At 57.3% G+C, this 22381-nt stretch carries 22 protein-coding genes and 1 other RNA gene; 15 read left to right on the top strand and 8 right to left on the bottom strand.

The features are described 5' to 3' along the window. Window positions 1-100: 100 nt before the first annotated feature. Both argO and QRD42_RS01380 read left to right on the top strand, forming a co-directional pair. Complete coding sequence (gene argO / locus QRD42_RS01385; protein WP_321988023.1) at window positions 101-733, top strand: arginine exporter ArgO; 633 nt, start codon at window positions 101-103, stop codon at window positions 731-733. A 96-nt stretch (window positions 734-829) separates the two neighbouring features. After that, window positions 830-1594, top strand: coding sequence for an oxidative stress defense protein (locus tag QRD42_RS01380; RefSeq protein WP_072569821.1), 765 nt, complete (start codon window positions 830-832; stop codon window positions 1592-1594). A gap of 102 nt (window positions 1595-1696) precedes the next feature. On the opposite strand, the gene argP is transcribed toward QRD42_RS01380, so the two are convergent. Then, a complete protein-coding gene (argP, locus tag QRD42_RS01375; RefSeq protein WP_072569822.1) occupies window positions 1697-2590 on the bottom strand; it encodes a DNA-binding transcriptional regulator ArgP in 894 nt (297 codons plus the stop codon). A 110-nt stretch (window positions 2591-2700) separates the two neighbouring features. On the opposite strand from argP, the gene rpiA reads away from it, so the two are divergent. Continuing rightward, window positions 2701-3360, top strand: a complete 660-nt coding sequence (gene rpiA / locus QRD42_RS01370) for a ribose-5-phosphate isomerase RpiA (RefSeq protein WP_321988022.1) — start codon at window positions 2701-2703, stop codon at window positions 3358-3360. Between the two features lie 253 nt (window positions 3361-3613). After that, complete coding sequence (gene serA / locus QRD42_RS01365; protein ID WP_072569824.1) at window positions 3614-4846, top strand: phosphoglycerate dehydrogenase; 1233 nt, start codon at window positions 3614-3616, stop codon at window positions 4844-4846. A 37-nt stretch (window positions 4847-4883) separates the two neighbouring features. Here serA and QRD42_RS01360 read toward each other — a convergent pair whose 3' ends face one another. The 3 genes from QRD42_RS01360 to zapA all read right to left on the bottom strand — a co-directional run bounded on the left by QRD42_RS01360 (window position 4884) and on the right by zapA (window position 6069). After that, complete coding sequence (locus QRD42_RS01360; protein ID WP_321988021.1) at window positions 4884-5480, bottom strand: 5-formyltetrahydrofolate cyclo-ligase; 597 nt, start codon at window positions 5478-5480, stop codon at window positions 4884-4886. 34 nt (window positions 5481-5514) lie between these two features. Next, window positions 5515-5698, bottom strand: a non-coding RNA gene (gene ssrS / locus QRD42_RS01355) — 6S RNA. A gap of 41 nt (window positions 5699-5739) precedes the next feature. After that, window positions 5740-6069: a cell division protein ZapA gene (gene zapA, locus QRD42_RS01350; protein ID WP_072569826.1), complete on the bottom strand. Its 330-nt coding sequence runs from the start codon at window positions 6067-6069 to the stop codon at window positions 5740-5742. A gap of 204 nt (window positions 6070-6273) precedes the next feature. Between zapA and QRD42_RS01345 the strand changes: the two genes are divergently transcribed. From QRD42_RS01345 to QRD42_RS01310, 8 genes are all read left to right on the top strand, one after another. Beyond that, complete coding sequence (locus tag QRD42_RS01345; protein WP_158684869.1) at window positions 6274-6852, top strand: YecA family protein; 579 nt, start codon at window positions 6274-6276, stop codon at window positions 6850-6852. Between the two features lie 26 nt (window positions 6853-6878). Continuing rightward, window positions 6879-8195 (top strand): Xaa-Pro aminopeptidase, encoded by a 1317-nt coding sequence (pepP, locus tag QRD42_RS01340; protein WP_321988020.1) that lies wholly within the window; start codon window positions 6879-6881, stop codon window positions 8193-8195. Beyond that, complete coding sequence (gene ubiH / locus QRD42_RS01335; RefSeq protein WP_321988019.1) at window positions 8192-9370, top strand: 2-octaprenyl-6-methoxyphenyl hydroxylase; 1179 nt, start codon at window positions 8192-8194, stop codon at window positions 9368-9370. Before pepP ends, ubiH begins: the two co-directional genes overlap by 4 nt. A 154-nt stretch (window positions 9371-9524) precedes the next feature. After that, window positions 9525-10727: an FAD-dependent 2-octaprenylphenol hydroxylase gene (gene ubiI / locus QRD42_RS01330; protein ID WP_321988018.1), complete on the top strand. Its 1203-nt coding sequence runs from the start codon at window positions 9525-9527 to the stop codon at window positions 10725-10727. A gap of 454 nt (window positions 10728-11181) precedes the next feature. Then, on the top strand, window positions 11182-12276 hold the full coding sequence (gene gcvT / locus QRD42_RS01325; protein ID WP_321988017.1) for a glycine cleavage system aminomethyltransferase GcvT: 1095 nt from the start codon (window positions 11182-11184) through the stop codon (window positions 12274-12276). A 25-nt stretch (window positions 12277-12301) separates the two neighbouring features. Beyond that, the gene (gene gcvH / locus QRD42_RS01320) at window positions 12302-12691 is read left to right on the top strand and encodes a glycine cleavage system protein GcvH (protein WP_072569833.1); all 390 of its coding nucleotides are present in this window, start codon (window positions 12302-12304) and stop codon (window positions 12689-12691) included. A 79-nt stretch (window positions 12692-12770) separates the two neighbouring features. Then, window positions 12771-15641 (top strand): aminomethyl-transferring glycine dehydrogenase, encoded by a 2871-nt coding sequence (gene gcvP / locus QRD42_RS01315; RefSeq protein WP_321988016.1) that lies wholly within the window; start codon window positions 12771-12773, stop codon window positions 15639-15641. A gap of 69 nt (window positions 15642-15710) precedes the next feature. Beyond that, window positions 15711-16454 (top strand): SDR family oxidoreductase, encoded by a 744-nt coding sequence (locus QRD42_RS01310; protein WP_321988015.1) that lies wholly within the window; start codon window positions 15711-15713, stop codon window positions 16452-16454. Between the two features lie 103 nt (window positions 16455-16557). Here QRD42_RS01310 and QRD42_RS01305 read toward each other — a convergent pair whose 3' ends face one another. Together QRD42_RS01305 and QRD42_RS01300 are read right to left on the bottom strand one after the other, a co-directional pair. Beyond that, a complete protein-coding gene (locus QRD42_RS01305; RefSeq protein ID WP_321988014.1) occupies window positions 16558-17991 on the bottom strand; it encodes a 6-phospho-beta-glucosidase in 1434 nt (477 codons plus the stop codon). Between the two features lie 144 nt (window positions 17992-18135). After that, window positions 18136-18864, bottom strand: coding sequence for a MurR/RpiR family transcriptional regulator (locus QRD42_RS01300; RefSeq protein ID WP_072570137.1), 729 nt, complete (start codon window positions 18862-18864; stop codon window positions 18136-18138). Between the two features lie 294 nt (window positions 18865-19158). Here QRD42_RS01300 and trhA point away from each other — a divergent pair, with 294 nt between their 5' ends. Beyond that, window positions 19159-19818: a PAQR family membrane homeostasis protein TrhA gene (gene trhA / locus QRD42_RS01295; protein WP_318375837.1), complete on the top strand. Its 660-nt coding sequence runs from the start codon at window positions 19159-19161 to the stop codon at window positions 19816-19818. A 62-nt stretch (window positions 19819-19880) separates the two neighbouring features. On the opposite strand, the gene ygfZ is transcribed toward trhA, so the two are convergent. Further along, a complete protein-coding gene (gene ygfZ, locus QRD42_RS01290; protein ID WP_321988013.1) occupies window positions 19881-20864 on the bottom strand; it encodes a tRNA-modifying protein YgfZ in 984 nt (327 codons plus the stop codon). 243 nt (window positions 20865-21107) lie between these two features. Between ygfZ and sdhE the strand changes: the two genes are divergently transcribed. Beyond that, window positions 21108-21374, top strand: coding sequence for an FAD assembly factor SdhE (gene sdhE, locus QRD42_RS01285; protein WP_318363777.1), 267 nt, complete (start codon window positions 21108-21110; stop codon window positions 21372-21374). After that, on the top strand, window positions 21355-21771 hold the full coding sequence (locus QRD42_RS01280) for a protein YgfX (protein ID WP_318373502.1): 417 nt from the start codon (window positions 21355-21357) through the stop codon (window positions 21769-21771). Before sdhE ends, QRD42_RS01280 begins: the two co-directional genes overlap by 20 nt. 3 nt (window positions 21772-21774) lie before the next feature. On the opposite strand, the gene fldB is transcribed toward QRD42_RS01280, so the two are convergent. Next, on the bottom strand, window positions 21775-22296 hold the full coding sequence (gene fldB, locus QRD42_RS01275) for a flavodoxin FldB (RefSeq protein ID WP_318373503.1): 522 nt from the start codon (window positions 22294-22296) through the stop codon (window positions 21775-21777). Between the last annotated feature and the right edge of the window lie 85 nt (window positions 22297-22381).

Raw genomic sequence — 22381 nt, 5'->3', positions numbered from 1 at the left:
ATTATTAACTCCACTTATCCCCGATTAAAATTATCCATTTCCGCTAATAACTGCCGCCCGGTATAGTCGGCGCATTCCTTATTAGCGTGAGTAATTCCAGGTGTTAACTTATTATATTCAGGGGCTTGCCCTCGGCGCGGCTATGATTTTACCCCTCGGCCCGCAAAATGCGTTTGTCATGAATCAGGGCATTCGCCGCCACCATCATTTGCTGGTCGCCTCGCTGTGCGCGGTGAGCGATTTGCTGCTGATTTGTGCCGGGATCTTTGGCGGCAGCGCGCTGCTGATGCGGTCGCCGTGGCTGCTGGCCATCGTCACCTGGGGCGGGGTGGCGTTCTTGCTGTGGTACGGCTTTGGTGCGCTGAAAACGGCGCTCGGCAGCCAGCCGGAGCTTGCCAGTGGGGAAGTATCGAAGCAGGGGCGTGGGCGGATCATCGCCACCATGCTGGCGGTCACCTGGCTTAATCCCCATGTCTATCTCGATACCTTCGTGGTGCTCGGCAGCCTGGGCGGGCAACTGGCCGAAGCGCCAAAACGCTGGTTTGCGCTCGGCACCATCAGCGCCTCCTTCCTGTGGTTTTTCAGCCTGGCGCTGCTGGCGGCTTGGCTCGCCCCGCGTCTGCGTACCGCCACTGCCCAGCGCATTATTAATACGCTGGTGGGCGGCGTGATGTGGTTCATTGCCTTTCAGCTGGCCCGCGAAGGTGTCCATCACTTACAGGCGCTGTGGTAATCAGACCATACCTTATGGACAAGCGTGCTGAAAACGCTAAGCTTGCTGGCAGAAGCCTGTATTTTTGGGCGATTGTCATGACATGGAGGAACTACAGTGAAGTTTAACGTTATAGCCCTGGCAGCAATGGTTGGATTAGGTGCGATGTCGGTACAGGCAAGCGAATTGCCGAACGGGCCGCACATCGTTACTTCAGGCACGGCAAGCGTCGATGCGGTTCCGGATATTGCCACCCTGGCAATTGAGGTCAACGTAGCGGCCAAGGATGCCGCCTCTGCCAAGAAACAGGCAGACGATCGCGTGGCGCAGTATTTAGGCTTCCTCGAGAAAAACGGCGTTGCCAAAAAAGACATCAACTCCGCCAACCTGCGCACTCAGCCGGATTACGACTATCAGGACGGCAAAAGCATTCTGAAAGGCTACCGCGCGGTACGCAGCGTGGAAGTGACCCTGCACGAGCTGGATAAACTTAACTCCCTGCTGGATGGCGCGCTGAAAGCGGGCCTGAACGAAGTGCGTTCAGTCACCCTGGGCGTGGCGCAGCCGGAAGAGTACAAAGACAAAGCGCGTAAAGCGGCGATTGACGATGCGAAGCATCAGGCTGAACAGCTGGCGGCAGGTTTTAACAGCAAGCTTGGCCAGGTGTACAGCGTGCGCTACCACGTTTCCAACTATCAGCCGACCCCGATGGTCCGCATGATGAAAGCGGATGCCGCCCCGGTATCAGCCCAGGAAACCTACGAGCAGCCGACCATTCAGTTTGACGATCAGGTCGACGTGGTGTTTGAACTGCAACCGGGCGCAAACGCGGCACCGGCACAGTCCACGCCTGCCAGCCAGCCGGCTCCGGCAGCGCAGTAAGGTTGGTGGTGTGCCCGGCGGCGCTGCGCTTGCCGGGCCTACGACAGTACGACAGTAGGCCGGGCAAGCGCCAGCGCCACCCGGCAGTTGCGCCACAATACTTTAATCCTGACGCAATACCCGATGACCGTGCGCTAACAGCGCATCGGTGACGTTGCGCATCATGCGGCTTTCCGGCGCAAAGCGGTGCCAGTAGAGCATCCGGCGCTGGAACAGGCCCGGCGTCAGGTCAATCAGTTCACCGCTGTCTAACTCTCTTTCGATCTGCAAATGCGGGATCATGCAACAGGTGGTGCCCTGACGCGCCAGCTGCACGAAGGCTTCTGACGAGTTCACGATATGGCAGGGCACGCTGCCCGGCGGCAGGTCGAAATTCTGCTGTAAAAAGGCCTGATGCATATCATCCAGATGGTCGAACGCCACGGCAGGCGCTTTCAGCAAGGCCTGGCGGGTTACGCCGTTCGGAAAATAGCGCTCAGCAAAGGCTTTCGAGCCGACAAACAGGTAATCGAGCGCGCCCAGTTGATCCACCAGGCAGCTTGGCAATGCCTGCGGTTGAATGGAGACCGCGCCCACCACTTCGCCACGTCGCAGCCGCTCCTGGGTACGGGTTTCATCTTCCACCTGTAAATTCAGGCGGATCGGCGAATCGGCCAGTACCGGGGCCAGCGCCGGTAACAGCCAGGTCGCCAGACTGTCGGCGTTCACCGCCAGCGACAGCAGCAGCGGCGTGGAACCAATCTGTTCATCCCCGAGCCACTCTTCTTCCAGCAGTTCTACCTGACGCAGCAACGCCAGCAGTTTTTGCCCCTGTTCAGTCGGACGCGGCGGCACGGTACGCACCAGCAACGGCTGACCAAACATGTTCTCAAGCTGTTTAATACGCTGAGAAACGGCGGACTGCGTGATACACAGCTTTTGCGCGGCGCGCTCAAACCCACGTTCCCGGATGACCGCGTCAAGCGCCTGTAATGTTCTGTAGTCAGGACGTTTCATTGCTATAACTTATCCCCGTTTGTGATTAGGCGCACTATGACATAATTTTGGCGTCCTGGCGGGATGCATTTATAATGCGGGCAGGATTTTCTCACCACAGGCCAATGATCATGACGCAGGATGAACTGAAAAAAGCAGTTGGATGGGCGGCGCTCAAATACGTTGAACCCGGCACTATCGTGGGTGTGGGCACCGGCTCCACGGCGGCGCATTTTATTGACGCGCTTGGTACGATGAAAGGCCAGATCGAAGGCGCGGTATCCAGCTCCGATGCCTCCACCGCCAAACTGCAAAGTCTCGGCATTCACGTTTTTGATCTCAACGAAGTGGACCGTCTGGGCGTGTACGTTGACGGCGCTGACGAGATCAACGGTCAGATGCAGATGATCAAAGGCGGTGGCGCGGCCCTGACCCGCGAGAAAATTATCGCCTCGGTTGCCGACAAATTTATCTGCATCGCCGATGCCTCCAAAGAAGTGGCGATCCTCGGCGTATTCCCGCTGCCGGTTGAGGTGATCCCGATGGCGCGCAGCGCCGTGGCGCGTGAGCTGGTCAAGCTGGGCGGGCGTCCGGAATACCGTCAGGGCGTGGTGACCGATAACGGCAACGTGATCCTCGACGTGCACGGACTGGAGATCATCGATCCCATCGCGCTGGAAAACGCCATCAATGGTCTGCCGGGCGTGGTGACGGTCGGGCTGTTCGCCAACCGTGGCGCGGATGTCGCGCTGATTGGCACCGCCGACGGCGTGAAAACCATCGTAAAATGATCTGGCGGGGAGCCTGCCTCCCCGTTAAAAAAATTTTGCGTGACAGATTTTGGTGACATCTATCACGTTTTTAATTCCGCCCTGATTTTCCTTCCGCAATCGTTTTCTTTTCCAGCATTTTCCTCTGCCAAATTCCGCTGTATGACTTTTCTTCAGAGCGCCGACGTAAAGGTTCATATTGCTGCAATAGTTTTTTTTGATATGTTGGCTAAGGCGAACACACACATAAGTTATGACAAACAGGGTCGGGGAAATGGCAAAAGTATCACTGGAAAAAGACAAAATTAAGTTTCTGCTGGTGGAAGGGGTGCATCAAAAAGCAATCGATAGCCTCCGCGCCGCGGGTTACACCAATATCGAATTCCACAAAGGGGCGCTGGACAGCGAACAGCTGAAAGCCTCCATCCGTGATGCGCATTTCATCGGCCTGCGATCCCGTACCAACCTGACGGAAGAGATTTTCGCGGCGGCAGAAAAACTGGTCGCCGTGGGCTGCTTCTGCATCGGCACCAACCAGGTGGATCTGAACGCGGCGGCAAAACGCGGCATTCCGGTATTTAACGCGCCCTTCTCAAATACCCGCTCGGTAGCGGAGCTGGTGATCGGCGAGCTGCTGCTGCTGATGCGCGGCATTCCGGAAGCCAACGCCAAAGCGCACCGTGGCATCTGGAACAAGCTGGCGACCGGCTCCTATGAAGCGCGCGGCAAAAAGCTGGGGATTATCGGTTACGGCCATATCGGCACGCAGCTGGGGATCCTTGCGGAATCGCTGGGGATGCACGTCTTTTTCTACGACATTGAAAGCAAACTGCCGCTTGGCAACGCGACTCAGGTTCAGCATCTTTCCGACCTGCTGAACATGAGCGACGTGGTAAGCCTGCACGTACCGGAAAACGCCTCCACCAAAGATATGATGGGCGCGGAACAGCTGGCGCTGATGAAACCGGGTTCGCTGCTGATCAACGCCGCACGCGGCACAGTGGTGGATATTCCGGCATTATGCGAAGCGCTGCGCAGCAAACATCTGGCGGGGGCGGCAATCGACGTCTTCCCGACGGAACCGGCCACCAACAGCGATCCGTTCAACTCTCCGCTGTGTGAATTCGATAACGTGCTGCTGACGCCGCACATCGGCGGCTCTACCCAGGAAGCGCAGGAAAATATCGGCCTCGAAGTGGCAGGTAAACTGGTGAAATACTCCGATAACGGCTCCACGCTGTCGGCGGTGAACTTCCCGGAAGTATCCCTGCCGCTGCACGGCGGTCGTCGCCTGCTGCACATCCATGAAAACCGTCCTGGCGTGCTGACCGCGATCAACCAGATTTTTGCCGAGCAGGGCGTGAACATCGCCGCGCAGTATCTGCAAACCTCGCCGCAAATGGGCTATGTGGTCATTGATATTGAAGCGGAAGAGGATGTGGCAGAGAAAGCGCTGCACAGCATGAAGGCCATTCCGGGCACCATCCGCGCCCGACTGCTGTACTGATTTTCCCTCACGCTGACCCTCTCCCCAGGGAGAGGGGTTACCACATCCAGACTTTCGACGGCGTCACCACTGCCGGGAGCGGCACATCCCACTCTTCCACCGGCAGTTTCTCCACAAACTGACAATCATGGGCGTAACCCACCGGCGTCAGCGCATACTGCTGCCAGTCTTGCAGTGTGCGGTCGTAAAAGCCGCCTCCCATGCCCAGCCGTTGTCCCTGCGCGTCAAAGGCCACCAGCGGCGTGATCAGCACATCCAGCTTGCTGAGCGGCAGCACGTCGCGCACATCCAGCTTCGGCTCATAGATTTTCAGCCGGTTCATTACCAGATCGCTTTGCGGATGGTAATGCAGAAACAGCAGATTGCCGGGGCTGAAGGGGTGAAGCACGGGCAGATAAACCTGTTTGCCGCTGCGCCACAGCTGTTCGATAAGCGGGCGGGTATCCAGCTCGCCATCAAAGGATAAAAACAGCGCGACGGTGCGGGCCATCACCACGGGCGGAAACGCCATCATGCGGGAGGCGGCCTGTTCGGCAAAGCGTAATTGTTGATCGGTGGTCAATGCGCGACGGCGCAGACGAATTTGCTGGCGAATGGTCTGACGGGGTGAAACCGGGAGTGTTGTTTGCGTCATGATAACGGCTGGTACAGGTAGTGGTAGAAGAAGGGGAATCTCCGAGATGCCGCCGCAGGCTGTAACCCTTGAACCCTTGGTTCAAGGTGAATGTGTCGTCACAGTTTTAAGGCTTCTCGGACGAACCGAGCATGCTCACCAACCGTGGAGCGCCACATTCTTGTGGTATGAAATATCGGCTCAGGGGACTGGCCCGCTTGCGAACATCTCAGAGAAATTTTTTCTTCATGGTCACTCTACCATAGTAGACCCTGAAGTGTTATTCAAACTTCGGCCCCGGTCTTTCTGTTATGCGACCCTGATCAAGCAATGCCTGTTCGATGGTCTGCTGTAACATCCGAATACGCTGCTCCATGTTGGCGGCGTAGTCGCGGGTTTTTGCCTTTTCCTGAGCAAGTTCGTAGCTGATGTTCAACGCGGCGATGAAAACCAGCTGCTCAGTATTTGTGACTCTAGTGCGTACTTTCAGATCTTGCAACCGCTGATTCAGATCTTCCGCAGCCTGATTCAAAGCATCCCTTTGTTCAGGTGGGCAATTCACTCGCAGTGAACGGCCAAAAATTTGGATATCGACGGGTTCTGCAGACATGCCACCTTCCTGCTGTTTGACTGCGCTCTGCCTTCCCAGCCGAGCCCTGGCTGCGAAGGGGCGTCACTATAGCTACCCTGATGAGAGGATTCAAGCCCTTTAACGGCACAAATACATTGCCTGAGGTAAGGCCTGACGGGTATATCACCAGGGTCCAAAGTGGTAGCATACCATGAATATTCCTCCCAACGACGACGAATGCGCATGTCAATACAGAACGAAATGCCTGGTTACAATGAACTTAACCAGTTACTCAATCAACAGGGCGTTGGCTTAACCGCGGCGGAAATGCACGGTCTGATCGGCGGGATGCTTTGCGGCGGCAACAAAGACGCCTCCTGGCAGCCGCTGTTGCACGACCTGACAAACGAAGGCCTGGCCTTTGGGCATGAGCTGGCGGAAGCCTTGCGCAAGCTGCATGCCGCCACCAGCGACGCGCTGGAAGACGATGGTTTCCAGTTCCAGCTGTTTCTGCCGGATGGCGACGACACCACCGTTTTCGAACGTGCCGACGCCATGGCGGGCTGGGTCAACCACTTCCTGCTTGGTCTGGGCGTCACTCAGCCGAAGCTGGATAAAGTGACCGGCGAAACCGGCGAGGCGATTGACGATCTGCGCAACATCGCGCAGCTGGGCTACGAAGAAGACGAAGACCAGGAAGAGCTGGAGATGTCGCTGGAGGAGATCGTCGAGTATGTGCGCATTGCCGCGCTGCTCTGCCACGATACGTTCACCCGACCACAGCCAACCGCACCGGAAATGCGTAAGCCCACGCTACACTAAACTGTCTTGTTGAATATGGAGGTGTCATGACACAGCTTGAATTTCTTCGTCGCCGTCAGGCCTTACTGGCGCAGATGGCGCCTGCCAGCGCGGCTCTAATCTTCGCCGCGCCGGAAGTGACCCGCAGCGCCGACAGTGAATATCCCTACCGGCAGAGCAGCGACTTCTGGTATTTCACCGGCTTTAACGAGCCGCAGGCCGTGCTGGTGCTGATTAAAAGCGATGACACCCATAACCACAGCGTGCTGTTTAACCGCCTGCGCGATAAAACCGCCGAGATCTGGTTTGGCCGCCGTCTCGGGCAGGAAGCCGCCCCGGAAAAACTGGGCGTCGATCGCGCGCTGGCGTTCAGCGAAATCAACGAGCAGCTCTATCAGTTACTGAACGGCCTCGACGTGGTCTATCACGCGCAGGGCGAATACGCCTGGGCCGATGAGATCGTCTTTGCCGCGCTGGATAAACTGCGTAAAAGCGCGCGGCAGAACCTCACCGCGCCAGCCACCATGACCGACTGGCGTCCGATGGTGCACGAAATGCGCCTGTTCAAATCCGCCGAAGAGATCGAGGTGATGCGTCGCGCCGGAGAGATCACCGCCCTGGCGCACACCCGCGCCATGCAGGTCTGCCGTCCGGGGATGTTCGAATACCAGCTGGAAGGTGAGATCCTGCACGAGTTTTCCCGCCACGGCGCGCGCTTCCCGTCCTACAACACCATCGTCGGCAGCGGTGAAAACGCCTGCATCCTGCACTACACCGAAAACGAAAGTGAAATGCGCGACGGCGATCTGGTGCTGATTGACGCCGGATGCGAATACAAGGGCTACGCGGGCGACATTACCCGTACCTTCCCGGTAAACGGCAAATTCACCCCCGCCCAGCGCGCCATCTATGACATCGTGCTGGAATCTTTAGAGACGGCCCTGCAACGCTTCCGGCCGGGCGTCTCCATTCAGGACGTGACTGCCGACGTGGTGCGCATCATGATCACCGGCCTGGTGAAGCTCGGCATCCTGAAAGGCGAAATCGACCAGCTGATTGCCGACAACGCGCACCGTCCGTTCTTTATGCATGGCCTGAGCCACTGGCTGGGGCTGGATGTGCATGACGTCGGCGTTTACGGCGCGGATCGCTCCCGCGTGCTGGAGCCGGGCATGGTGATCACCGTCGAGCCGGGTCTGTACATCGCCCCGGACGCCGACGTGCCGGAAGAATACCGCGGCATTGGCGTGCGTATTGAAGACGATATTCTGATCACTGAAGACGGCAACGAAAACCTCACCGCCAGCGTGGTTAAAAAAGCCGATGACATCGAGGCGCTGATGGCGGCAGCGAAACGCGCATGAGCGTGATTATCGTGGGCGGCGGCATGGCGGGCGCGACCCTGGCGCTGGCCATTTCACGCTTATCAAAGGGAACGCTGCCGGTGCATGTGGTGGAAGCCATCGCCCCGGACGCCACGCGCCATCCAGGGTTTGATGCCCGCGCCATTGCGCTGGCGGAGGGCACCTGTCAGCAGCTGGCGCGGGTCGGTATCTGGCAACGCCTTGCCGACTGCGCTACACCTATTACCACCGTAAACGTCAGCGATCGCGGCCATGCGGGTTTTGTCACTTTAGAGGCGCAGGATTACCGCGTGGACGCGCTGGGTCAGGTGGTCGAGCTGCATGATATCGGCCAGCGCCTGTTTGCCATGCTGAAAAACGCCCCCGGCGTGACGCTGCATTGTCCCGCGCGGGTCAATACCTTTTCCCGCACGGAAAACGGCGTCAGCGTGATGCTGGAAAATGGCGATCAGATCGACGGCAGGCTGTTGGTAGCCGCGGATGGCTCCCGTTCGTCGCTGGGATCGCAAAGCGGCATTACCTGGCAGCAGACGCCCTATCATCAGGTGGCGGTGATCGCCAACGTCACGGTGTCTGCGAAACAAGCTGGCCGCGCCTTCGAGCGCTTTACCGAGCATGGCCCGCTGGCATTGCTGCCGATGACGCAGGGGCGCTACTCGCTGGTGTGGTGCCACGCAGAAAACAAGCGTGACGAGGTGCTCGCCTGGTCTGACGAAAAATTCTGTCACGAGCTGCAAAAAGCCTTCGGCTGGCGGCTCGGGCGTATCCTTCACGCCGGAACGCGCAGCGCCTATCCGCTGTCGCTGACCACCGCCTCGTCGTCCATTTCCCATCGCGTGGTGCTGGTGGGCAATGCCGCCCAGACGCTGCATCCTATCGCCGGGCAGGGGTTTAACCTCGGCATGCGCGACGTGATGACGCTGGCCGAAACCCTGACCAGCGCATGGGCCAGTCAGACGGACGTGGGCATCTATCCGGTGCTGTGCCAGTATCAAAAACGCCGCCAGGCCGACAAAGAGGCGACCATCGGCGTCACCGACGGGCTGGTGCACCTGTTCGCCAACCGCTGGGCGCCGCTGGTCGCGGGGCGCAACGCCGGTCTGATGGCAATGGAATTATTTACCCCGGCACGTGATGTGCTGGCGCAGAGGACGCTGGGCTGGGTCGCGCGCTAGGCCTGTCTTACCAGGCTATTTTATTTGCCATTTTGAACCTGGGCAGTGCTCAAAATCCTCACGTACTGCAAGTACGCTCCGGTTTTTCCGCGCTGTCCGTGTTCAAACTGGCTGCAACAATTACGCCTGCTAAGCCAGGCTGCTGGAGTGAATTGTGCAAAGTGTAGATGTAGCAATTGTTGGCGGGGGCATGGTCGGGCTGGCTGTGGCCTGTGGATTACAGGGCAGCGGGCTACGCGTGGCGGTGCTGGAACAGAATGCGCCGGTGCCGCTGGCCCCGGATGCGCCGCCTGAACTGCGCGTATCCGCCATCAACGCCGCCAGTGAAAAACTGCTGACGCATCTGGGCGTCTGGTCTGACATTCTGGCGCACCGCGTCAGCTGCTATCACGGCATGGAAGTGTGGGACAAAGACAGCTTTGGCCGCATCGCCTTTGACGACGAAAGCATGGGCTACAGCCATCTGGGACACATCGTCGAAAATGCCGTGGTGCATCAGGCGCTGTGGCAAAAAGCACAGCAGAGCAGCGACATCACGTTGATTACCCCGGCCACGCTGCAACAGGTCGCCTGGGGCGAAAACGACGCCTTCCTTACCATGCAGGACGGCAGCATGCTGACGGCGCGCCTGGTGGTGGGCGCAGACGGAGCCAACTCCTGGCTGCGTAACAAAGCCGATATTCCGCTCACTTACTGGGATTACGGCCATCACGCGCTGGTGGCGACCATCCGTACCGCCGAACCGCACAACGCCACCGCGCGTCAGGTGTTTTACGGCGAGGGCATTCTGGCATTCCTGCCGTTGGCCGATCCGCATCTGTGCTCTATTGTCTGGTCGTTGCCACCGCGTGAGGCGGAAAGAATGCAGCAGGCCAGCACCGAAGACTTCAATCAGGCGCTGTGCGTGGCCTTCGACAATGCCCTTGGTCTGTGTCAGGTGGAGAGCGAGCGTCAGGTCTATCCCCTTACCGGACGCTACGCCCGTCAGTTTGCCGGCCACCGTCTGGCGCTGGTTGGCGACGCGGCGCACACCATTCATCCGCTGGCCGGGCAGGGCGTCAACCTGGGCTTTATGGATGCGGCAGTGCTGGTTAACGAGCTGCGTCGTCTGCATCGCGAGGGCAAAGACATCGGGCAGCATCTCTATCTGCGCCGTTACGAGCGCAGCCGCAAGCACAGCGCGGCGGTGATGCTCGCCGGGATGCAGGGCTTCCGTGGGCTGTTTGCCGGTAACAACCCGGCAAAAAAATTGCTGCGTGATATTGGCCTCAAGCTGGCCGACACACTCCCTGGCGTGAAGCCGCAACTCATCCGTCAGGCGATGGGTCTCAACGACCTTCCCGACTGGCTGAAATAATCATTTTTTAGCCTTCCGCCTGAACTAAGATCCGCGTCACACTTTCCCTTCCCGGTTCCGGGAAGGGCAGCGTCTCCTCATTTGAAATAATCTAATTTCACCCGCTTTTTCAGATTACTTTTTCTCATGTCATGAATTTTCAGCGTCGGGAAATTCTCATGATTTTTGGTGAAAAATGTCACTTTACAGGGTCGGGAAGTTCAATTCTCCCTATAAAGAGAATGTTAATTACTCGTTATTAAGTTTTTTACGCTGTGCGGCTCTGCGGATTTTCAGGTCATAAGCTAATGTGATGACGCATTTTTACTTATGGTTTAGGGCGCTTTTCAGTGATAAGTTCAGGCGAAAGGTAACGTTTGCGTCGGCAACCTGAAAGGAGGCTGACGCCGGGGGTCGTGGCGGTTTTTATGACCCGGGAAATCCTTAACAGCCCCGCTTATTCAATGAGGAAAAGATGGCTCAGCAGACTCCTTTGTTTGAACAACACACGCTATGTGGCGCGCGCATGGTGGATTTCCACGGCTGGATGATGCCGCTGCATTACGGCTCCCAGCTTGATGAGCACCACGCCGTACGCCGCGATGCAGGCATGTTCGATGTGTCGCACATGACCATCGTCGATCTGAAAGGCACCCGTACCCGCGACTTCCTGCGTTACCTGCTGGCTAACGACGTAGCCAGACTTACCACCCCCGGCAAGGCGCTCTACAGCGGCATGCTTAACGCCTCCGGCGGCGTGATTGACGACCTGATCGTCTACTTCTTCAGCGAAGACTTCTTCCGCCTGGTGGTCAACTCCGCCACCCGCGAAAAAGATCTCGCCTGGATCACCGAACACGCCGCGCCTTACGCCATCGACATCAGCGTGCGTGACGATCTATCGCTGATCGCCGTGCAGGGCCCGAACGCCAAAGCCAAAGCCGCCACGCTGTTCAGCGATGAACAACGTGAAGCCGTCAGCGGCATGAAGCCATTCTTTGGCGTGGAAACAGGCGGACTCTTTATTGCCACCACTGGCTACACCGGCGAAGCGGGCTATGAAATCGCCATGCCGAATGAAAAGGCCGCCGAATTCTGGCATGCGCTGGTGGAAGCGGGCGTGAAACCCTGCGGCCTGGGCGCGCGTGATACGCTGCGTCTGGAAGCGGGCATGAATCTTTACGGTCAGGAAATGGATGAAGGCGTCTCTCCGCTGGCCGCCAATATGGGCTGGACCATCGCCTGGGAACCCGCTGACCGCGACTTTATTGGCCGCGACGCGCTGGAATCCCAGCGTGAAAAAGGCACCGAACAGCTGGTCGGCCTGGTGATGACCGAAAAAGGCGTGCTGCGTAACGAACTGCCGGTGCGTTTCACTGACCACGACGGCAATCAGCAGGAAGGCATTATCACCAGCGGTACCTTCTCACCGACGCTGGGCTACAGCATTGCGCTGGCCCGCGTACCGGCAGGCATTGGCGAAACCGCCATCGTACAGATCCGTAACCGCGAAATGCCGGTTACCGTCACCAAACCTGTTTTTGTGCGCATGGGTAAACCTGTCGCGTAACGCATTTTATTGTGGAGAAACTTTTATGAGCAATGTACCGGCTGAACTGAAATACAGTAAAGAACACGAATGGCTGCGCAAAGAAGCGGACGGCAGCTACACCGTCGGCATTACCGAGCACGCGCAGGAGCTGCTGGGTGACATGGTGTTTGTCGATCTGCCTGAAGTGGGCGCGACCGTCAGCGCGGGCGACGACTGTGCCGTTGCCGAATCTGTAAAGGCCGCTTCCGATATTTATGCGCCGGTCAGCGGCGAGATTCTGGCCGTCAACGACGCGCTGAGCGACACGCCGGAGCTGGTCAACAGCGAGCCGTACAGCGGCGGCTGGATCTTCAAAATCAAAGCCAGCGATGAAAGCGAAGTTGCCGCTCTGCTGGACGCCAGCGCGTATGAAGCGCTGTTAGAAGACGAATAAATATTTCATTACTTTGCAGGCCCGGTGAGCGCCAGCGCCACCGGGCAAATCAGCCAGACCGTTTCAGGAACCCTCGCCCATGACACAGACGCTAAGCCAGCTTGAAAATAGCGGCGCATTCATTGAACGCCACATCGGACCGGATGCCACGCAGCAGCAGGAAATGCTGAACGCCGTGGGCGCAGAGTCCCTCAACGCGCTGATCGGCCAGATCGTGCCGAAAGATATTCAGCTGGATACCCCGCCGCAGGTGGGTGACGCCGCAACCGAATTTGCCGCGCTGGCAGAGTTAAAAGCCATCGCCGCCCGCAATAAACGCTTTAAGTCTTATATCGGCATGGGTTACACCGCCGTGCAGCTACCGCCGGTGATCCTGCGCAACATGCTGGAAAATCCGGGCTGGTATACCGCTTATACCCCGTATCAGCCGGAAGTCTCCCAGGGCCGTCTGGAAGCGCTGCTTAACTTCCAGCAGGTGACCCTGGATCTGACCGGACTGGATATTGCCTCCGCCTCGCTGCTCGATGAAGCCACCGCAGGCGCGGAAGCCATGGCAATGGCAAAGCGCGTCAGCAAACTGAAAAACGCCAACCGTTTCTTCGTGGCGGCAGACGTACACCCGCAGACGCTGGACGTGGTACGTACCCGTGCTGAAACCTTTGGTTTTGACGTGATCGTCGATGATGCCGACAAAGTGCTCGATCATCAGGATGTGTTCGGCGTGCTGTTACAGCAGGTGGGCACCACCGGCGAAGTGCATGACTACAGCGCGCTGATCGCCGAACTGAAAGCGCGCAAAGTGATTGTCAGCGTAGCCGCCGACTTTATGGCGCTGGTGCTATTAACCGCGCCGGGCAAACAGGGCGCGGACATCGTCTTCGGCTCTGCCCAGCGTTTCGGCGTGCCTATGGGCTACGGCGGCCCGCACGCGGCCTTCTTCGCTGCGAAAGATGAATTCAAACGCTCCATGCCAGGCCGTATTATCGGCGTGTCCAAAGATGCCGCCGGTAACACCGCGCTGCGCATGGCGATGCAGACCCGCGAGCAGCATATCCGCCGCGAGAAAGCGAACTCCAACATCTGTACCTCGCAGGTGTTGCTGGCGAACATCGCCAGCCTGTATGCGGTTTATCACGGTCCGGTCGGCCTGAAGCGCATTGCCAGTCGTATTCACCGCCTGGCGGATATTCTGGCGGCTGGCCTGCAACAGCACGGCCTGAAACTGCGCCACGCCCACTACTTCGACACCCTGTGCGTGGAAGTGGCGGATAAAGCCGAAGTGCTGGCGCGTGCTGAAGCCCGTGAAATCAACCTGCGCAGCGACATCATTAACGCGGTCGGCATTACGCTCGATGAAACCACCACCCGCGAAGACGTGCAGCTGTTGCTTGCCGTGCTCACCGGTGTTGAGCAGCACGACATTGACGCGCTGGATAAAAATGTCGCCCACGACAGCCATTCCATTCAGCCGGTTATGCTGCGCGAAGACGCGATCCTCGCGCATCCGGTGTTTAACCGCTATCACAGCGAAACCGAAATGATGCGCTACATGCACAGTCTGGAGCGCAAAGATCTGGCCCTTAACCAGGCGATGATCCCGCTCGGTTCCTGCACCATGAAGCTGAACGCCGCGGCCGAAATGATCCCCATCACCTGGCCGGAATTCTCGGAACTGCACCCGTTCTGCCCGCCGGAGCAGGCGGAAGGCTATCACCAGATGATCAACCAGCTCTCCGACTGGCTGGTCAAACTCACTGGCTACGACGCTTTGTGTATGCAGCCAAACTCCGGCGCGCAGGGCGAATATGCCGGTCTGCTGGCGATCCGTCACTATCACGAAAGCCGTAACGAAGGGCATCGCGATATTTGCCTGATCCCGAGCTCCGCGCATGGTACTAACCCGGCGTCGGCACAGATGGCGGGGATGCAGGTCGTGGTCGTGGCCTGTGATAAAAACGGCAACATCGATCTGAACGATTTGCGCGCCAAAGCAGAGCAGGCGGGCGACAATCTCTCCTGCATTATGGTGACCTACCCGTCCACCCACGGCGTGTATGAAGAGACCATCCGCGAAGTCTGCGAGATCGTGCACCAGTTCGGCGGCCAGGTGTATCTGGATGGCGCGAACATGAACGCCCAGGTGGGCATTACCTCGCCGGGCTTTATCGGCGCGGATGTGTCGCACCTTAACCTGCATAAAACCTTCTGCATTCCGCACGGCGGCGGTGGTCCTGGCATGGGGCCGATTGGCGTGAAAGCGCATCTGGCACCTTTTGTACCGGGTCACAGCGTGGTGCAAATCGAAGGGATGCTGACCCGCCAGGGCGCAGTATCTGCAGCGCCGTTTGGCAGCGCTTCTATTCTGCCGATCAGCTGGATGTATATCCGCATGATGGGCGCGGAAGGGCTGAAAAAGGCCAGCCAGGTGGCGATCCTCAATGCCAACTACATCGCCAGCCGTCTGAAAGACGCCTATCCTGTGTTGTACACCGGTCGCGACGGTCGTGTGGCGCACGAATGTATTCTGGATATTCGTCCGCTGAAAGAAGAGATCGGCATCAGCGAGCTGGACATCGCCAAGCGCCTGATCGACTACGGTTTCCATGCGCCGACCATGTCCTTCCCGGTGGCGGGCACGCTGATGGTTGAGCCGACGGAATCAGAAAACAAAGTCGAACTGGACCGCTTTATTGATGCGATGCTGGCGATCCGTGGGGAAATCGACCGCGTGCAGGCCGGTGAGTGGACACTGGAAGATAACCCGCTGGTCAACGCGCCGCACACTCAGCGCGAGCTGGTGGCGGAATGGCAGCACGGTTACAGCCGCGAGCAGGCGGTCTTCCCGGCAGGGCTGAACAACAAATACTGGCCGACCGTGAAGCGTCTTGACGATGTGTACGGCGACCGCAATCTGTTCTGCTCCTGCGTGCCGATGAGCGACTATGAGTAATTGATCCGTTCTGTTCTGTAGGCCGGGTAAGCGTCAGCGCCACCCGGCTTTTTTTATAAGGAAAACGTAATGGCAATAGCACTGGTTACCGGCGGCAGCCGCGGGATCGGCAAAGCAACGGCGCTGCAACTGGCGCGCGAAGGTTATACCGTGGCGGTGAACTATCACCACAATATTCAGGCCGCCACCGACGTGGTTAACGAGATCGTCGCAGCAGGCGGCAACGCCTTTGCGCTGCGGGCGGACATCAGCGATGAAGCGCAGGTGCTGGCGATGTTCGAGAGTATCGATCGGGAAGGCGCGCCGCTGACCGCGCTGGTGAATAACGCGGGCATTTTGTTTGAACAGAGCACTATCGAAAACCTGAGTGCCGAACGCATCAACCGCGTCCTTGCGACCAACGTCACCGGCTATTTTCTTTGCTGTCGCGAGGCGGTAAAACGCATGTCCCATAAGCACGGCGGGGCAGGCGGTGCGATTGTGAACGTATCTTCCGCTGCATCACGCCTGGGCGCTGCGGGTGAGTATGTGGATTATGCCGCCTCGAAAGGGGCAGTGGATACGCTGACGGCCGGCCTGGCGCTGGAAGTGGCGGCGCAGGGGATCCGCGTGAACTGTGTACGGCCGGGTTTTATCTACACGGAGATGCATGCCGACGGCGGCGAGCCGGGGCGCGTGGATCGGGTGAAGACGGTATTACCGATGCAGCGCGGCGGCCAGCCCGAAGAAGTGGCGCAGGCGATAGTCTGGCTATTGAGCGAAAAGGCGTCCTATGTGACGGGAAGTTTTCTTGAGCTGGCGGGCGGGAAATAAACAGGCCCTGAACGCGTGTAGGCCGGGTAAGCGTCAGCGCCGCCCGGCAAAATGAAACCTTGTAGGCCGGGTAAGCGCAAGCGCCACCCGGCAAATATCAACCTCAGAGATTCTCGCCGTTGCTGGCGATCACTTCTTTGTACCAGTTAAAGCTCTTCTTACGGGAACGGGACATGTCGCCGGTGCCGTCATCGTGCTTGTTCACATAGATAAAGCCATAGCGCTTGCTGTACTGCCCGGTGGTGAAGGACACACAGTCGATGCAGCCCCACGGGGTATAGCCCATCAGATCCACGCCGTCATAAGTTACCGCTTTGACCATCTCTTCTACGTGCGCCCGCAGATAGTCGATGCGGTAATCGTCGTTGATGCTGCCGTCTTCTTCCACTTTGTCGTAAGCGCCAAAGCCGTTTTCCACGATGAACAGCGGTTTCTGGTAACGCTCATAGAGTTCGCACAGCGCATAGCGCAGGCCAACCGGGTCAATCTGCCAGCCCCAGTCGGAGGCCTTCACGTGCGGGTTCGGCACGCTGCCCTGGAAACCGGAGATCGCATCGCCGCTGCCGCCTTCTTCTTTCACGGCGTTGGTCATGTAGTAGCTGAAGCCCAGATAATCGCAGGTGCCTTCACGCAGGATCTGCTCATCGCCCGCTTCCATTTTGATGTTGAATTCCCGGCGTTCCCACTCGTTCAGTACATAGGATGGGTAGTAGCCACGCAGCTGTACGTCGGTAAAGACATAACGCTCACGCATGGATTCCTGCGCATACATCACGTCTTCCGGCTTACAGGAGAACGGGTACAGCGGCACCATCGCCAGCATACAGCCGATTTTCATCTCCGGATTAATGCGATGACCAATCTTCACCGCCATGGCGCTGGCCACGAACTGGTGATGCAGCACCTGGTACATGGTTTCTTCAGAATTGTCATGCTCGGTATACACCACGCCGGAGCAGCAGTAGCCGAACAGCGGCGCGCGCCAGTTACGCTGGTTGTTGATCTCGTTAAAGGTCATCCAGTATTTAACTTTGTTCTTATAGCGCTCGAATACCACTTCCGAGAAACGCACAAAGAAATCCACCACTTTACGGTTGGTCCAGCCGCCGTATTCCTGCACCAGATGCAATGGCATTTCAAAGTGGGAGAGGGTGATCACCGGCTCAATGTTGTATTTGAGCAGCTCATCAAACATGTCGTCGTAAAACTGCAGGCCTTCTTCGTTCGGCTCGGCTTCATCGCCTTTCGGGAAGATGCGCGTCCAGGCGATGGAGGTGCGGAAGCATTTGAAGCCCATCTCGGCAAACAGCTTGATGTCTTCTTTATAGTGGCTGTAAAACTCCACCGCTTCGTGGTTCGGGTAGTATTTGCCCGGCACCACTTCGCTGGTGATCTCGCGCGGTACGCCGTGCGCGCCGCCGGTCAGCACGTCACAAATGCTCGGGCCTTTGCCGCCTTTGTTCCAGCCGCCTTCAACCTGATGCGCCGCAACCGCGCCGCCCCATAAAAAGTCTTTCGGTAATGTCAGCTTTTTCATCGATCATTTTCTCTTGTGTGCGGTAAATAAAGGTTACCGGGCAGTTTCACTCTGAAAATGAGTCTAACAAAGGGCGGAGAAATGTCACGATATAACAAATCACCGCTACGGTGACTTGTTACATGGAAAAAACAGCCTGTTTTTTTATGCTAATTTCTTCGCCAGTTTACGGCCTAAGGATTCGAGAATATAAATTACCGGGATTTGCGTGGTGACATCATAAACCCCGGCGATACGCATTTGCGGCGCATGCCAGGAGATATTGAAATCCGCCAGTTTCGCCAGCCGCGAATGCTCATGGCTGGTGATGGTCATCACTTTACAGTTATGCAGGCTGAACTGGCTGGCGAAGCGCAGGATCTCTTCAGTTTCACCGGACACCGACAGCACGATAGCCAGCGCGTTTTTCGCCATGTCGTTAGTCACCGGAAAATAAGGATCGTCAATATGGTTGCTGAATTTTCCGATATTGGAAAAGAATCGTGCGCCATATTTAGCAAGCGACCCAGAAGTGCCTGCGCCGACAAAAATAATACGCTCGGAAGCGAAAATAATATCAACCGCCTGATCCAGAAGCGTATCAAATTCATCGTTATTCACGCTTTTAAAAAAGCTGATAATTTCCCCGGCGCCAAAATTAGCCTGCGGCGGTTCGTTCTGCTCTAAATATAATTTATAGCGCACGCGAAATTCCGAATAGCCTTCGCAATTCAGCTTGCGGCAGAAGCGCAGTACGGTGGTGGTGGAGACGCCAGCAGCGTCGGCCAGCTCGCGAATGGTCATGTACATCACCTTGTCGCGATTCTTGATGACGTAGTGATAAACCATCATCTCAAGATTATTGAGGCTGGCGACAGCGGAGTGAGTAAACAGGGTCACGGGCTTGCAGGATCCTTTCCGGGCAACTGAACGGCTCTATGCTGCCACAAAACGGACAAAACAGGAATCGCATAACGCCGGGTGCAGTCACCGGGAAAAATGAACAACTGTAAACTTAACAATGCCCGCAATGCCTGGAAGCGAAGCGGCTGGAAATATATTTTAGCGAACAGGTGTGCACTGGAATCATTCTCAGTTACTCTGGTGAGGTCATCGTCAGTGTCGCGCGTTTGTCATCATCGTGCGTCAGAATGGCGATGAGTAACCTTTGTTTCCTGGAGTACGCCAATGGTTGAAAAACCGCTTATCACGAAGGGATATTCAGTGGCTGAGGAAGTAGCCAACAGCATCAGTCACGGCATCGGGCTGGTGTTTGGGATCGTCGGCCTGGTACTGCTGCTGGTACAGGCAGTTGATAACAACGCCAGCGCCACCGCCATCACCAGCTTCAGCGTTTACGGCAGCAGTATGATTGTGCTGTATCTGGCCTCCACGCTGTACCACGCCATTCCGCATCCGCGGGCTAAAGTCTGGTTAAAGAAATTTGACCACTGCGCCATCTATTTATTAATCGCCGGCACCTATACCCCATTTTTACTGGTCGGGCTGGATTCACCGCTGGCGCGGGGGCTGATGATTGTTATCTGGAGCCTGGCGCTGCTGGGGATCCTGTTTAAGCTGACCATTGCGCACCGCTTTAAGGTGCTGTCGCTGGTGACTTATCTGGCGATGGGCTGGCTGTCGCTGGTCGTGATTTATGAAATGGTGATGAAGCTTGCCGTTGGCAGCGTAACGCTGCTGGCCGTGGGCGGGCTGGTATATACGCTGGGAGTGATTTTTTACGTCAGCAAGCGCATTCCCTATAACCACGCCATCTGGCACGGCTTTGTACTGGGCGGCAGCGTTTGTCACTTCCTTGCGATTTATTTGTATATCGGCGCATTGTAATCATTGCCGGAAAGGCAATGCAGGCCCGGCAAGCAACGCGCCGCCGGGCCAACCAGCCTGTATCAGGCTTCTTCTAACGAGTAGGGCAGCGGCTCGATGGCCAGCGTAAAGCTGTCATCGCGCACACGGAACACGCTGTCCGGCTCCATATCGTTATTCATTACCACCTGCACCAGCAGACGTCCGTCCTCCAGTTGAGCGGCGGCGAGTACCGTGCCGGTTCTGCGCCAGTTCTCACCCAGTTTCATTTCCAGGTCTTCACCGGCTTCCGGGACGCGGCTGGCTTTGCCCGCCAGATACCAGATTGCGCGCTTGTTAGCGCCGCGGAATTTCGCCCGCGCCACCATCTCCTGGCCGGTATAGCAGCCTTTTTTAAAGCTGATGCCGCCCAGCGCCTGAATATTGGTGGCCTGCGGCAGGAACTGCGCGCTGTTGGCGGCATCGATCACCGGCAGACCGGCCTCAATGTTCAGCGCCAGCCACTGCTGACTGTTATTAAGCTGCGCTTCGCCGCGCAGGGTTTCGGTGATGCGCTCCGCGGTGGCGACATCGGTCACCAGCAGGAAACGCTCCGCCGGCTGCTCAAACCACAGAATTTGCGTGTCGCCATCCTGCACCACCTGCGTTTGCTGATCGGGCAGGGTGGAGAACAGGTTCGCCAGCGCCGCGCGGGCCTGGAATCCGGCCACGCCAAGCAGCACGTGCTCGTCGTCGGCGGCAATGGTGACCTTCGAGAAGACGGCGTATTTTTTCAGCTCGGTCAACTGCGCCTCGCGCACGCTGCGACGTTCGATCCACGCAAAGCCATCGTTGCGACGGAACAGGCGCAGGTTGCTCCACATTTTGCCTTTGGCATCGCAATGGGCAACCAGCAGATGCTGATGTTCAGTGAGTTGCGCCACGTCGTTAGTGACCTGGCCCTGCAAATATTTTTCGCTGTCGGCACCGGTGATCGTGGCCAGCGCCCAGTCATCGAGCGTCATTAGCGTCAGCGGCAAACGCGCAGAGGCGCAGGGCAGACGCGGAGGAAACGGAGTAAAAGCCATAGTGATGTCCTGGTAAGCTTAACGCTGTATGAATGCTTAATGTTAAAAGAGCCGTGGTTCATTGCAAGCGGTAATCGCGTGGACCGCACAGCTTGCGAGTTTGCGCGCAAAAAATGGTAATCCTTACATTTTTAAAGGTTTATTCTGGAAGCTTGCTTCCGAAGCCGAACATTCCGGTGAGGATTGGCCGGAAAAAGCGTTACACTAGAAGCCATCTTTAACGTCGCTATGCAGGAAAAGAACATGGATATTACCAACAAAGCCCGCATTCACTGGGCGTGCCGCAGAGGTATGCGTGAACTCGACATTTCCATCATGCCTTTCTTCGAACATGAGTACGATACGCTAAGCGATGACGACAAGCGGCTGTTTATCCGCCTGCTTGAGAGCGACGATCCGGATTTATTCAACTGGCTGATGAATCACGGCGAACCTGCAGATTCGGAATTGCAGCGGATGGTCCAGTTAATTCAGACACGGAATCGGGAACGTGGTCCTGTGGCAATCTGATTTACGCGTCTCATGGCGCTCGCAATGGCTCTCTTTATTACTGCACGGTCTGGTGGCGGCGCTGGTGTTGCTTATCCCCTGGCCGTTAAGTTATACGCCGTTGTGGTTATTACTGCTTTCGCTGGTGGTGTTTGACTGCGTGCGCAGCCAGCGCCGTATTAACGCCAGCCATGGTGAAATTAAACTGCTGATGGATTCGCGCCTGCGCTGGCAGGGCAATGAATGGGATATTACAGGCGCGCCCTGGCTGTTAAACAGCGGCATGATGCTGCGCTTACGGCGCAGTACGGACGGCAAACGGCAGCATTTGTGGCTGGCGGCAGACAGTATGGACGCGCAGGAGTGGCGGGAGCTGCGCCGGATGATGCTCCAGCAACCGGCGCAGGAAAAGCGCTGAAGCTCAGGCGAAGTTTTCCGCCATTTCGCCAAGAATTTGCTCGCACCAGGTTTGCAGGCGTTCTTCGCTTAAATCGTACTGATTGGTTTCATCCAGCGCCAGGCCGACAAACAGCTGCCCGTCAGCAATGACCGGTTTGGGGCTGGTGAATTCGTAGCCTTCGGTGGGCCAGTAGCCGATAAACTTTACCGCTTTGGCGGACAGTTTGTCGTGCAGCATGCCGAGGGCGTCAAGGAACCATTCGCCGTAACCGAGCTGATCGCCCATGCCGTAGAGGGCAATCATTTTGCCATCCAGGTTAAGGGTATCCAGCTGATCCCAGATGGCTTCCCAGTCTTCCTGCAGCTCGCCGAAATCCCATGTCGGGATGCCGAGGATCAGCACATCGTACTGCTCCATCAGTGTGGGCGCGTCGTCTTTAAGGTTATGCAGCGTCACCAGTTCCGGGCCGATAATGTCGCGGATTTTCTCGGCTGCCATTTCGGTATAGCAGGTACTGGAACCATAAAAAAGACCAATGTTCATAGCGTAAACGTCTCAATTCCTGATGTGGCTTTGCGCACAGTGTACCAGAATCAATACGCAATCAGGCATAATGCCCTGACGTTGA

Source organism: Enterobacter sp. PGRG2 (assembly GCF_030291195.1).
In the GTDB taxonomy this organism is placed as follows: Bacteria; Pseudomonadota; Gammaproteobacteria; order Enterobacterales; family Enterobacteriaceae; genus Enterobacter_D.
This window is presented reverse-complemented; position numbering and strand designations above follow the sequence as displayed.